This is a genomic window from Pseudomonas sp. BN606 (assembly GCF_029873115.1).
In the GTDB taxonomy this organism is placed as follows: domain Bacteria; phylum Pseudomonadota; class Gammaproteobacteria; order Pseudomonadales; family Pseudomonadaceae; genus Metapseudomonas.
Genome location: NZ_SSOF01000076.1, coordinates 128010 through 142306 on the forward strand (window position 1 = coordinate 128010; position 14297 = coordinate 142306).

The window sequence follows — 14297 nt, forward strand, 5'->3', positions numbered from 1 at the left end:
TCGTTGAATCGCCCCTTCGCCGGGAAGGGGCAAGGGCGATTCAGCGCGCAGCGGCGGTCTTGGGCAGCACGTCGTTGGCAATCATTTCGCCGAAGGGGCCGGTGAGGTTGGTCACGCCGCGTCCGGCCAGGCTCGCGTAGGGCTCGGGCAGCAGCGGGAACACCAGCTCGGCGAAGCGGTAGGCCTCTTCCAGGTGCGGATAGCCGGAGAAAATGAAGCTCTCGATGCCGAGGTCCGCGTACTCCTTGATGCGCTCCGCCACCTGTTGCGGGTCGCCTACCAGGGCAGTACCCGCACCACCTCGCACCAGGCCGACGCCCGCCCAGAGGTTGGGGGCGATTTCCAGGTTGTCGCGGCGGCCGCCGTGTAGCGCGGCCATGCGCCGTTGGCCTTCGGAATCGAAGCGGGCGAAGGATTGCTGGGCGGCGGTGATGGTGTCGTCGGAGATGTGCTCGATCAGCTTGCTGGCGGCTCGCCAGGCTGCTTCGGCGGTTTCACGAACGATCACGTGCAGGCGGATGCCGAACTTCACCGTGCGGCCGTGGCGGGCGGCGCGTTCGCGCACATCGGCGATCTTCTTCGCCACCGCTGTCGGCGGTTCGCCCCAGGTCAGGTAGACGTCCACTTGCTCGCCAGCCAGGTCATGGGCTGCGTCGGAGGAGCCGCCGAAGTAGAGCGGCGGGTAGGGCTGCTGGAGCGGCGGGTAGAGCGCCTTGGCGTTCTCCACCTGGATGTGCTTGCCCTTGAAGTCGACCGACTCTCCCTGCAACACGCGACGCCAGATGCGCAGGAATTCGTCGGTGACTTCATAGCGCTCGGCGTGGCTCAGGTGGATGCCGTCACCGCGGTTCTCGTCGGGGTCACCGCCAGTGACCACGTTGATCAGCAGACGGCCGCCGGAAAGGCGGTCGAGGGTCGCGGCCATGCGCGCGGACACGGTGGGGGAGATGATCCCAGGGCGAATCGCTACCAGGTAACGCAGGCGATCGGTCAGCGGCGCCAGGGCTGAGGCCACCACCCAGGAGTCCTCGCAGGAGCGGCCAGTGGGGATCAGCACGCCGTAGTAACCGAGGCTGTCGGCGGCCTGCGCTACCTGTTTGAGGTAGGGCAGCGAGACCGGCCGGGCACCCTGGCTGGTACCAAGGAAGTGGCCATCGCCGTGGGTGGGGAGAAACCAGAAAACGTTCATGTCAGGTCCTTCAGGCAATCTTCAGCAGGTCGGCGGCAGCGCCGGTGAAGAGGGGGGCGGCGCGCTCGGCGGCGAGCTGGATGCGGGCTTTCAGTGCGTCGCTGGCGATCTGGTAGTTGTCGAAGTCGGCCTCGGAGGCATAGACGCCGATGGGCAGGGTCAGCGACTGGAAGAAACTGAACAGCGGACGCAACTGGTGGTCGAGGACCAGCGCGTGGCGCTCGCTGCCACCGGTGGCGGCGAGCAGCACCGGGGTATCGATCAGGGCATTGAGGTCGATCAGGTCGAACAGGTGCTTGAACTGGCCCGGATAGGTACCGCGATAGACCGGCGTGGCCACGACCAGCAGGTCGGCGTTCTCGATGGCGCGCAGTTCGTGCTCGACGGTATCCGGCAGTTCCTTGCGGGACAGGGCGCCGCCTACTGAGCGGGCGATATCACCCAGTTCGATCAGATGGCTCTGGATGGGCAGGTGCTTGCCCAGCTCGGCGACGATGGCCTGGGTGAGTACCAGGGTGCGGGAAGGACGGAAGGTGCTGCCGGTGACAGCGACCACTTTGATCGGCTTGGTCATGGGGAATCCCTTGTGATGTTGCTCTGTGTGCAGCAGGTCAGAGCAAGGGGCGTACCAAGACGTAAAGTGTGCTGAATCAGGGCAGTTCAATGCTGTTTTTCAGGTTTTCTCTGATTAATGCGCAACAGTTGTGCTGATGAAGTGTTGCTGTGGCAACACTCCCTCGGCCGTGTTGAAAGGTTTATATTCGAAAAAGAAATATATAAATATCAATCAATAATTTTTTTATCTATATGTGTTTCGTGCATCATCCGCCTGCGCTATCGGCTGCCAGGAATGCACCATGTCTCTGCTTACGCTCCCCAATGCCCGTGAACTGACCAAGTCGGTACGGGCCACTGTGCTGGTGTTCAAGGACCCGGCTTCCCAGGAACTGCTCAGCCGCATCGAGCGCCTGGCGCCTAGTGAGGCCAATGCGCTGATCATTGGCGAGACCGGCACCGGCAAGGAGTTGGTGGCGCGTCATATCCACAATCTCAGTCGTCGCGCCAGTGGCCCCTTCGTGGCGGTGAACTGCGGCGCCTTTGCCGAAACCCTGGTGGAAAGCGAGTTGTTCGGTCACGAGAAGGGCGCCTTTACCGGCGCCACCCAGGCCAAGGCCGGTTGGTTCGAAACGGCCAACGGCGGCACGTTGTTCCTCGACGAAATCGGCGACCTGCCACTGAACATGCAGGTGAAGCTGTTGCGTGTTTTGCAGGAGCGGGAGGTGGTTCGGCTGGGTTCGCGCACGCCCATTCCCATCGATGTGCGCCTGGTGGCTGCGACTAACGTGAACCTGGCGGACGCCGTCGTCGCCGGGCACTTTCGCGAGGACCTGTTCTATCGGCTGCACGTGGCCAGCATCAAGCTTCCGCCGCTGCGCGAGCGCAAGGGCGATGTCCTGCCCCTGGCGGAATTTTTCCTCGCAGAACATTGCCGGCGCCTGGGCTACACCCCGGCGAGCCTGAGCGAAGAGGCTGCACGCAAGCTGCTCGCCCACAGCTGGCCGGGCAATATCCGCGAGCTGGAGAACGCCATCCACCACGCCCTGCTGGTTTGTCGCAATCGCGAGGTGCAACCTGGCGATCTGCAACTGGTGGATCTGCGCCCGTCCTCGATTCGCCAGGAAGTGCCTCTTCAGCCCTTCGGCCTCGAGTCAGCGCTGGAGGCGCTGTTCGAGGAAAACCAGCCGGATCTCTACGAGCGGATCGAGGAGCGGCTGTTCCGCACGGCCTACCGTTTCTGCCATGGCAACCAGTTGCAGACCGCCAGGCTGCTGGGCATCAGCCGCAATATCGTGCGCGCGCGGCTGGAGAAGATTGGCGAACTGGAGGCTGTCAGCCGCACCCCCGGCGTTCGTCTTGCCTGATCCCATCTCCCGCGCCTCATACTGAGGCGCGAGCGGACTGTAGGAGCGAGCTGGCTCGCGAACCTTCTGGGCCGCCCCTTCGCGAGCAAGCTCGCTCCTACACAAAGCCCAACCCGGCTGCCGATTCAGGCCAAGGCACGGTTTTTTGACTCACCTATTCGCGTATTTTGCAAGTCTTGGCGTGCGGCTTCCGGGCGGTGGCAAACAGCAGATTAACGGAGGTTTGTTGATTGGAAGGCTCTAGATCAATGGTTTCGGCGGTTGGTGATGGCCCCTGAATTGGGTGGGTATAGCCCCGAAGTACCACGTATTCGCATCTTTGTAAGAACTTATTTCATTGTAAAAAGCCGTAATAACAACAACTTAGAGTTGTAAATGTTGCGATATTGGTCATTCCGACGGTCGCTTGACAGTGTTTTTGGCCGAATCTTTAGTCAGGTGTGTAAGAAATTGTTTCGCATCGTAGGCAGCTGCATCGTGAGGGCGCTGCAGCCTTAGCCGGGAAACAATAAAAGCTAGGGAGAACGTCATGAGCACTGTCTTTCGAGTCCTGTCCCAAGGGGCGATTTCGCCCATTTCCTCTCATCTTTCCGAATATCACGACCCGCCGGGTCATTGACCCAGGTGCCGGCCAACTTCGCCGGTACCGTCAGGGATAGAACCTCCTGCTGAAGAGCATGAACTGCGCTAGCACCTGCGTCGCTTCAAGGTAGGCGTCATCTAATCCCCCAAATCCCGAAGTCAAGTCGAAAGCGTGGCGCATGACCTTGCTGCCATGGCGCACGCCCCTACGCAGTCGGAAGTGAGGAATCAGCAAAATGGCCAATTTCAACCTCGCGGACCTGGATTTCATCCTCCAGCAGATTCTCATCGCCGAAGCACACGCTTCCGGGGAGGATCTTCGCGACCTGCTACCCAACGTGCAGGTGCCTTTCGGCCTGCGCACCATCGATGGCTCGTTCAACAACCTGTTCGCTGACCAGTCCCAGTTCGGCGCCGCGGATAGCATTTTCCCGCGCCTGCTGGACCCGGTGTTCCGGCCTGCGGAGGCAGGAACTTCCTACGCGCAGATCACGGGCACGGTGATCGACTCCCAGCCGAGGACGATCAGCAACCTGATTGTCGACCAGACCGCCAATAATCCTGCAGTGGTGGCGGCGGCCTTCGATCCGGGGCCGGACGGGACCCTCGGGACCGCCGACGATGTGCTGAAGGACGGCGCCCAGATCGTGACCAGCCCTGGTCTCGACGGGCTGTTCGGTACGGGCGATGACACGCCGACCTTCTTCATTCCCAACGTCGCGCCAGACGGCGGCCTGTCCGCCCCCTTCAATGCGTGGATGACCTTCTTCGGGCAGTTCTTCGACCACGGCCTAGACCTGGTCACCAAAGGCGGCAATGACATCGTCTTCATCCCGCTGCAACCGGATGACCCGCGCTTCGTGGTGGGCAGTCCGACCAACTTCATGGTCCTGACCCGCGCCACCCAAGTGGGCGGTGTACTCGGGCAGAACGAGAACACCACCTCGCCCTTCGTCGACCAGAACCAGACCTACAGCTCGCACCCGTCGCACCAGGTGTTCCTGCGCGCCTATGCGATTGGCGCCGATGGTGAACCGCACGCGACCGGCAGGCTGATCACCAACCGCGCCTTGGGCGCCGATGGCGACTTCGGCACCGCCGATGACGTGGAAATCGGCGGCATGGCCACCTGGGCGGTGGTCAAGGCGCAGGCCCGTGACATCCTCGGGATCAACCTGACCGACGCCAACGTCTTCGATGTGCCGCTGCTGGCCACCGATGCCTATGGCAACTTCATCAAGGGCCCGAACGGCTTCCCGCAAGTCGTCATGAAAGGGGCCGATGGCCTGGCCGGCACCGCTGACGACTTCCTGGTGGAAGGCAATCCGCTGGCGCCCATCGACCTGACCAATGCGGTCGGCACCGGCCACCAGTTCCTTATCGACATCGCCCATAGTGCCGACCCCTCGGCCGCAGCTGGGCTGGTGCGCGACAACAACGGCGTGATCGGTGGTGTCCAGCCGGCCGGTACCTATGACGGCGAACTGCTCGATGCCCACTACATGGCTGGCGACGGCCGGGTCAACGAGAACATCGGCCTGACCACCGTGCACCACGTGTTCCACTCCGAGCACAACCGCCTGGTGGAACAGACCAAGGCGACACTGCTGGCTTCCGGTGATGTGGCGGTCCTCAATCAATGGCTGCTGACGCCCGTAGTCACCATCCCCGCCGACACCTCGACCCTCAACTGGAACGGCGAGCGTCTGTTCCAGGCCGCCAAGTTCGGCACCGAAATGCAGTACCAGCACCTGGTGTTCGAAGAATTCGCCCGGACCATCCAGCCGCAGGTGGATGGATTCCTGGCACCGTCCGGCTATGACACCACCATTGATCCGTCCATCGTCGCCGAGTTCGCCCACACGGTTTACCGTTTCGGCCACTCGATGCTGACCGAGACCATCGACCGCTTCGACCCGAACTTCAACCCGGTCACGGTCGATCCGCTGCACCCGACCAACGACCAGCAGATCGGCCTCATCGCCGCCTTCCTCAACCCATTGGCCTATGCCGCCAGCGGCCCGAGCGCCGAACAAGCGGCCGGTGCGATCGTGCGTGGCCTGACCCGCACCGTGGGCAACGAGATCGATGAGTTCGTCACTGAGGCCCTGCGCAATAACCTGGTGGGCCTGCCGCTTGACCTGGCGGCACTGAACATCGCTCGTGGCCGCGACGCCGGTATTCCGTCGCTGAACGCAGCACGCCGCGAGTTCTATCACATGACTGGCGACGAGCAACTGACCCCCTATACCAGTTGGGTGGACTTTGCCGATCACCTCAAGCACATGGAGTCGCTGATCAACTTCATTGCTGCTTACGGCACGCACTCCAGCATTACCGGCGCCACCTCTCTGGCGGCCAAGCGCGCGGCGGCGACCTTGTTGGTGCTGGGTGGCGCCGGTGAGCCGGCCGACCGTCAGGACTTCCTGCACAGCACCGGCGCCTGGGCCAGTGGCGCCGACGGCGTGACCACCACCGGCCTCGATCTGGTGGACTTCTGGATCGGCGGCCTGGCCGAAGAGAAGATGCCCTTTGGCGGCATGCTGGGTTCGACCTTCAACTTCGTCTTCGAGACCCAGTTGGAGGCCCTGCAGAACGGCGACCGCTTCTACTATCTGTCGCGCACCGCGGGGATGCACTTCGGCACGGAGCTGGAGAACAACTCCTTCGCCAAACTGGTGATGCTCAACACCGACGTCACTCACCTGCCGAACGCGATCTTCTCAACCCCGACCTGGACCCTTGAGGTCAACCAGGCTGCCCAGCACACCGGCCTGGGCGTTACCGGGCGCGACGACCCCACTGGCGGCATCCTCATCAACGGCGTGGAAATCACCCCGCTGGTTATTCGCGACGATCCCAACACCGCGGCTGTTGAAACCAATTACCTGCGCTACACCGGCGAGGACCATGTGGTGCTCGGCGGTACCGCAAACAACGACACCATCATTTCCGGCGAAGGTGACGACACCCTCTATGGCGATGGCGGCGACGACGTGCTGGAGGGCGGTTACGGCAACGACACCGTCATGGGCGGCGCAGGCGATGACATCATCACCGATGCCGGCGGCGACAACCGCATGGAAGGCGGCGACGGCAACGATGTGATCCATGTCGGCAACATGATGGCTGGCGGCGTCGGTAACCTGATCCTCGGCGGCAACGGCAAGGACTTCATCGTCACCAGCGAAGACATGTCCACCACCTTCGGCGGCCAGGGCGACGACTTCATCTATAGCGCCAAGACCAGCCTGCCGCCCACCGGTAACGAGGGTGATGACTGGATCGAGTGGGGTACCCAGGACGGTGCGCCTGGCGACAACTTTGCGCCCCTGCTGGCTGACAACATCATCGGCAACGATGTGTTCATCGGCGGCGGCGGCTTCGACGAGATGATCGGGGAGGGCGGCGACGATATCTTCGTCGGCAGTGATGCCCAGGACAAGATGGACGGCATGTCCGGCTATGACTGGGTGACCTACAAGAATGACAACATCGGCGTAACCGTCGACCTGGCCCTGGCGGCGTTCCTTGGTATCGGTGAGGTGGGTGACCACATCGCCTTCCCGGTGGCCCAGTCACCAGCCTCGATCTTCGACCGTTTCGCTGAAGTGGAAGGTCTGTCCGGTTCCGCCTTCGCCGATATCCTGCGCGGCGATGACGTCGACCCGACCACCATCATCAACCACGGTGGCGCCACTGGCGGCGCGCTGACCAACCTTGACCTGATCACCGGCCTGCGTGCGTTTGTCGGTACCCAGGCCAGCGTCGGGGCGGACGCCATTCTTGGCACCGCGGACGACCTGGTGGACACCTTCATCGGCGGCAACATCATCCTCGGCGGTGGCGGTAGCGACATCATGGAAGGTCGCGGCGGCAACGACTTGATCGAGGGTGACCTGATGCTGAACGTGCGTATCAGCGTGCGCCAGAACGTCGACGGCACCGGACCGGAGATCGCAAGCTTCGACAGCATGGTGGACCTGATTCCGCTGATGCTGAACCACACCTTCAACCCCGGCCAACTGGTGGCCGTGCGTGAGCTGGTCAACGGTGGTGCGGACTTCGACACTGCCAATTACCAGGGGCGCGCCGGCGAATACACCGTCGTCGCCAATGCCGACGGCTCCTTTACGGTGACTGACTCGGTGGCTGGCCGTGACGGCATCGACCGCCTGACCAACGTCGAACGCATTCAGTTCTCGGACGCCCGTCAGGTGCTGGTCGCCGGCCTCAACGCCGAGCCGGTCGGATCGCTGACCATCACCGATACCAATGGCGGCGGCCTGCAGGTGGGCGACTTCCTCACGGTTTCGGCTGCTGGCGTCACTGATGCCGACAACCCAGGGGCCATCACCGATGTCAACTACGTGTGGCAGGTGGAACGCAACCCAGGCACCGGTGTGTTCGAGGACATCATTGCCGCTCCGGCGGGCGATCTGGCCTTCCAGAGCGCCAACGGCATCCGCTTCCGCATCACACCCGACCTGGCCGGGCTGTCGATCCGGGTAAAAGGTGTCTATGCCGACGGCAATGGCGTGACTGAGCAGGTATTCTCGGCGGCTACCGCTGCCGTGGCGCCCTTCACCCCGCCGCCACCCACCACTGCGGTGGACCCAGGGCCGGCGATCACCGCCGGTGGGCCTGGCGTCCAGTTGGTTCGTGGGGACCTGGACTTCATCCTTGACCAGATCCGCGTCGCCGAAGCTCACGCCAATGGCGCGGACCTGCTGTCCCTGCTACCCAACATCCGTGCTTCGATGGGCTTGCGTACTGTCACCGGCGAGTTCAACAACCTGCTGAACTTCTCCGGCATCGACCAGAGCCAGTTCGGCGCTGCCGACAATACATTCCCGCGGCTGCTGCCGGCGGAGTTCACCAATGAGCAGGATGAGGCGCCGTTCCTCGGTGTGACCAACACCAACTACAACTCCTCCACCAACGTGGTGGACAGCGACCCGCGCACCATCAGTAACCTGATCGTCGACCAGACCAACAACAACCCGGCGGCGGTCGCTGCCGCTGCGGGTACCAATGGCTCCACCCTGGTGACCAGCCCCGGCCTGGATGGCCTGTTCGGTACGGCCGATGACCAGCAGGTGAATTTCATCCCGAACACCATGCCGGACGCCGGCCTGACCGCGCCGTTCAACGCCTGGATGACCTTCTTCGGGCAGTTCTTCGACCACGGCCTGGACCTGGTCACCAAGGGTGGCAGCGGTACGGTGTTCATCCCGTTGCAACCGGATGATCCACGCTTCGTGGTGGGCAGCCCGACCAACTTCATGGTCCTGACTCGTGCCACCCAAGTGGGCGGTGTAGCTGGGCAGAACGAGAACACCACCTCGCCCTTCGTCGACCAGAACCAGACCTACAGCTCGCACCCGTCGCACCAGGTGTTCCTGCGCGAGTACGTGATGACGGCCGGTGGTCCGGTGGCCAACGGTGAGCTGGTCACCAACCGCAACCTGGGCGCTGACGGTCAGTTCGGTACCGCCGACGACCTGGAAATCGGTGGCATGGCCACCTGGGCAGTAGTCAAGGCTCAGGCCCGCGACATGCTGGGGATCAACCTGACCGATGCCAATGTGTTCGATGTGCCGCTGCTGGCCACCGACGACTATGGCAACTTCATCAAGGGTCCGAATGGATTCCCGATGGTGGTCTTCATCGGTCCGGACGGTCTCCCGGGAACTGCGGACGATGTGCTGCTCGAAGGCGACCCTGCCGCCAACGGTGGTGTGGGGATCAGCCTGGCCGGCGCGGTCGGCACCGGTCACCAGTTCCTCATCGACATCGCCCATGCCGCCGATCCTTCGGCAGCACCGGGGCTGGTGCGGGACAATGACGGCGTCATCAACAGCCAGGTCGGAGCTCCACAGCCAGCCGGTACCTACGATGGCGAACTGCTGGATGCCCACTACATGGCGGGCGACGGCCGGGTCAACGAAAACATCGGCCTGACCGCCGTGCACGCGATCTTCCACTCGGAACACAACCGCCTGGTGGAGCAGACCAAGAGCACCGTGCTGGCCAGCAACGACGTGGCCTTCATCAACGAGTGGCTGCTGACCCCTGTCACCACCTTCCCGACCACCCCGGCCGAGATCGCGGCCCTGCAGTGGAACGGCGAGCGTCTGTTCCAGGCCGCCAAGTTCGGTACCGAAATGCAGTACCAGCACCTGGTGTTCGAGGAGTTTGCGCGGACCATCCAGCCGAACATCGACCCGTTCTTTGCGCCGACCCAGGTCTATGACGTCAACCTGGATCCCTCGATCGTCGCCGAGTTCGCCCACACGGTTTACCGTTTCGGCCACTCGATGCTGACCGAGACGGTCGACCGCTTCGACGCCAACTTCAACCCGATCACGGTCGACCCGCTGCACCCGACCAACGACCAGCAACTGGGCCTGATCGCGGCCTTCCTCAACCCCCTGGCCTATGCTGCCAGCGGGCTGACCCCGGAAGACGCCACCAGCGCCATCGTCCGTGGCGTGACCCGCACCGTGGGCAACCAGATCGACGAGTTCGTCACCGAGGCCCTGCGCAACAACCTGGTGGGCCTGCCCCTCGACCTCGCCGCACTGAACATCGCCCGGGGCCGTGACACGGGCGTGGCAACGCTCAACCATGCCCGTGCGCAGTTCTATGAAGCCACCGGCGACGCCAACCTGAAGCCCTACGTCAGTTGGGCGGATATGGTGATGCACCTGAAGCATCCGGAGTCGCTGATCAACTTCATCGCCGCCTACGGTACCCATGATTCCATCGATGTGACGGCAACGACCCTGGCCGAGAAACGCGCGGCGGCCACGGCCATCGTCCTTGGCGGCGCTGGTGCGCCGGCCGATCGACTGGACTTCCTTAACAGCACCGGCACCTGGGCTGGCGTGGAGACCGGCCTGAACCTGGTGGACTTCTGGATCGGTGGCCTGGCCGAGAAGGTCACGCCCTTCGGCGGCATGCTGGGCTCGACCTTCAACTTCGTGTTCGAGAACCAGCTGGAGAAACTCCAGGACGGTGACCGCTTCTACTACCTGGAGCGCACCGCCGGCCTGAACTTCAACGCCGAACTGGAAGGCAACTCGTTCGCCAAGTTGATCATGGCCAACACTGCTGCTACTCACCTACCGGGCGTGGTCTTCCTGACCCCGGCCTTCACCCTGGAGGTCAATCCGCTGCTTCAGCACACCGGCCTCAACGATGCAGGGCTCGATGGCATCCAGGGCACGCTGGACGATGTGGTGGGCGCCGACGGCATCGCCGGCAACTCCGACCCGCTGGGTGACAACCCGCTGCTGCCACTGGTTAGCCGCGACAACCCGGACACTCCCGGGGCCGATACCAACTACCTGTTGTACCGCGGACCCGACCATGTGGTGCTGGGCGGTAGCGCCGGCAACGACATCCTGCGCTCCAGCGAGGGTGACGACACCCTCTATGGCGACGGCGGCAACGACCGCCTGGATGGTGGGTACGGCAATGACTTCATCAATGGTGGCGACGGCGACGACATCATCACGGACGTGGGTGGCGACGACAACATCAAGGGTGACAACGGCAACGACGTGATCCAGGGCGGCAATGGCGTCAACCTGATCCTCGGAGGTTTCGGTAACGACTTCATCATCACCGGTGAAGACGCCAGTGAGGCCTTCGGTGGACAGGGCAACGACTTCATCCTGGGCTCCAAGGCCAACGAGCAGGACATGGGTAATGAAGGGGATGACTGGCTGGAAGCCGGTACCTCGGACGGCGCCCCTGGCGACAACTTCGATCCGGCCGGCAACGACCCGATCGCGGGCAACGACGTCTATGTCGGCAGTGGGGAGAACGACAAGTTCAACGCTGAGGGCGGTGACGACATCATGGTCGGCAGCGCCGGCCTGGGTGATCGCTACATCGGTGCTTCAGGCTACGACTGGGCGACCTTCAAGAACGATACTCGCGGTGTCACGATCGACATCAGCGATCGCTTCTTCGACCAACCGCAACAACCGGGCTCGGGTGCCTCGGTACTGGCCCGCTTCGACTTCGTCGAAGGCTTGTCGGGTTCCGCCTTCGGTGACGTGCTCAGTGGTGACGACTCCGATGCCACTACGCTGCCGACAGCTGGAGCCAAGGGCAGCGTGCTGACCAACATCGCGCTGATCTCGGGTCTGCAGGAGTTCCTCGGCGCCGGGGTCACCTTCTTCGACGGCGGCAACATCATCCTCGGCGGCAGCGGCAGCGATATCCTCATGGGGCGCGGCGGCGATGACCTGATCGATGGCGACAAGTGGCTGAACGTGCGCATCAGCGTACGTCAGAACCTGGACGGCTCAGGCCCGGAAATCGCCAGTTTCAACAGCATGGCCGAGATGGTGCCGCTCATGGTCAACGGAACTTACAACCCGGGGCAATTGGTGATCGTGCGGGAGATCCTGCAGGGCGATGCGGCGCTGGATACGGCGGCCTATCGGGGCCTTTCGTCGGAGTACGACTTCGTCACCAACCTGGACGGCTCTGTGACGGTGACCGACCTGGTGGCTGGTCGTGATGGCGTTGACCGCCTCACCAGCATCGAGCGGCTGCAGTTCACCGACGGGATCATCGATCTGTCCGGCACTGATGCCCGTCCGGTGGGCGCCGTGAGCATTAGCGACGGTACGCCTGAGGTTGGCTCGTTGCTGACCGCATCCCTGGCCGGCGTCACCGATGCCGACAATGCCGGCGGTACCATCACCGGTCCGGTGTCCTACTACTGGCAGGTGGAAACCGTCGCGGGCTCGGGCATCTTCGAAGACATCACCTTCGTCGCTGCCGGTGAGGTGTCCCGCGCCACCGGCCGGACGTTCCGCGTCACCGAGGATCTGGCTGGCCTGGCCCTGCGGGTGATGGCCATCTACAAGGACGCTAACGGCGTGCTGGAGACTGTCCTGTCGAATGTGACGGATACGGTAGCTGTCACCCAGGTCAACGATGTACCGACCGGTGCGCCGGTGATCAGTGGAGCATCGTTCTTCCAAGGTGTGGCGCTAACTGCGAGCCAGGGCACCATTGCCGATGCCGATGGCACCACCACCTCGGTGTTCAGCTTCCAGTGGCAGTCCTCCACCAACGGCACGACCTGGACCAACATCGGCGGTGCCTCCACGACGAACTTCACCCCCGGCGCGGCGCAGGTCGGGTTGATGCTGCGGGTGGTGGTGAGCTTCACGGATGACCAGGGCTTTGCCAACCAGGTGGCGTCGGCGGCGACCGCCTTCATCGGCGGGACGTTCAACGGCGGTCCTGGCAACGACATCCTGACCGGTACCGCCGGTGACGATGTGATGAACGGCGGTGGTGGTAACGACACGCTCAACGGTGGAGCCGGCAATGACCTGATCGATGGCGCCACGGGTGCCGACAGCATGACCGGTGGAGCCGGCAACGACACCTTCTATGTCGACAACGTGCTCGATTCGGTGACCGAGGCAGCCGGGGACGGGCGTGACATGGTGCGCACGACCCTTGCGAGTTACAGCCTGGGCGCCAACGTCGAGGATCTGGCCTATATCGGAAGCAGCAATTTCACGGCGGTGGGGAACGGCCTGGCGAATGTGATCGCCGGTGCCGTGGGGAACGATACCCTGAGCGGTGGCGGCGGCAATGACATGATGTTCGGTGTAGCCGGCAATGATGTCCTCAACGGCAATGCAGGGGCTGATCGTATGGTGGGGGGAGTCGGGGACGACACCTTCTATGTGGACAACGCGCTGGATGTGGTGGTCGAGAATACGGGCGAGGGGAGTGACATGGTCCGTACGACGCTGTCCAGCTACACCCTGGGGGCCAATCTCGAGGTCCTGGTCTCCCTTGGTGCCGGCGCCTTTACGGGGACCGGCAACGCCTTGGCCAACCGGCTGGTCGGTGGCACCAGCACTGATACCCTCGACGGCCTGGCCGGGAATGACATTCTCCATGGGCTGACCGGCAACGACGTGCTCAATGGTGGCGCGGATGCCGACACGATGATGGGTGGCAGCGGTAATGACACCTACTACGTGGACAATGCGCTGGACTTCGTGGCTGAGGCGGTGGGTGATGGGACTGATGTCGTTCGCACGACGCTGTCGAGTTACAGTCTCGGGACGAACGTGGAGAACCTGGTGTTCATTGGCAGCGGGGCGTTCAGTGGCACGGGCAATACCCTGGCCAACCGGATCCTGGGCGGAAGTGACGCCGACACTCTCAATGGACTGGGTGGGAACGACGTCCTGGTTGGCGGTGCAGGCAACGACACCATGAATGGTGGCGCAGGCAATGACATCTTCCAGTTCGGTGCGGGCTTCGGGCAGGACCAGATTCTCGGCTTCGATGCCATTCCTGCGGGAGGCCAGGACCGCTTGCATGTCGCGAATCTGGGCATTACCGCGGCGAACTTCGCTGGTAGTGTGGTCATCGCTGGGGTGGGGGCCGACACCCTGGTCACCATCGGAGCCGACAGCATCACTTTGGTGGGCGTGGCCAGTGCCACCGTGACCCAGGCGGACTTCATCGTCAGCTGAGGAGGCAGCCAACGCGCACGATGCAGTAACGGAAAAGGGGTGAAGCCCTCGCGGCTTCACCCCTTTTTCATG

The 14297-nt window shown here is 63.2% G+C and carries 4 protein-coding genes; 2 read left to right on the plus strand and 2 right to left on the minus strand.

Annotation, left to right across the window (positions count from 1 at the left end; all coding sequences use genetic code 11):
* Positions 1 to 40 precede the first annotated feature (40 nt).
* Positions 41 to 1189, minus strand: coding sequence for an FMNH2-dependent alkanesulfonate monooxygenase (gene ssuD, locus E8E75_RS19015; RefSeq protein WP_153917359.1), 1149 nt, complete (start codon positions 1187 to 1189; stop codon positions 41 to 43).
* Between the two features lie 10 nt (positions 1190 to 1199).
* The gene (gene msuE, locus E8E75_RS19020) at positions 1200 to 1763 is read right to left on the minus strand and encodes an FMN reductase (RefSeq protein ID WP_120649881.1); all 564 of its coding nucleotides are present in this window, start codon (positions 1761 to 1763) and stop codon (positions 1200 to 1202) included.
* A 283-nt stretch (positions 1764 to 2046) separates the two neighbouring features.
* Between msuE and E8E75_RS19025 the strand changes: the two genes are divergently transcribed.
* Together E8E75_RS19025 and E8E75_RS19030 are read left to right on the plus strand one after the other, a co-directional pair.
* A complete protein-coding gene (locus E8E75_RS19025) occupies positions 2047 to 3111 on the plus strand; it encodes a sigma-54 dependent transcriptional regulator (RefSeq protein ID WP_153917361.1) in 1065 nt (354 codons plus the stop codon).
* Between the two features lie 818 nt (positions 3112 to 3929).
* Positions 3930 to 14225, plus strand: a complete 10296-nt coding sequence (locus tag E8E75_RS19030) for a peroxidase family protein (RefSeq protein ID WP_280359637.1) — start codon at positions 3930 to 3932, stop codon at positions 14223 to 14225.
* Positions 14226 to 14297: the final 72 nt, after the last annotated feature.

What these genes read in the sequence shown, in the direction of transcription:
- msuE (WP_120649881.1), bottom strand. Translation starts at nt 1,763, where the DNA reads ATGACCAAGCCGATCAAAGTGGTCGCTGTCACCGGCAGCACCTTCCGT.
- E8E75_RS19030 (WP_280359637.1), top strand. Translation starts at nt 3,930, where the DNA reads ATGGCCAATTTCAACCTCGCGGACCTGGATTTCATCCTCCAGCAGATT.
- ssuD (WP_153917359.1), bottom strand. Translation starts at nt 1,189, where the DNA reads ATGAACGTTTTCTGGTTTCTCCCCACCCACGGCGATGGCCACTTCCTT.
- E8E75_RS19025 (WP_153917361.1), top strand. Translation starts at nt 2,047, where the DNA reads ATGTCTCTGCTTACGCTCCCCAATGCCCGTGAACTGACCAAGTCGGTA.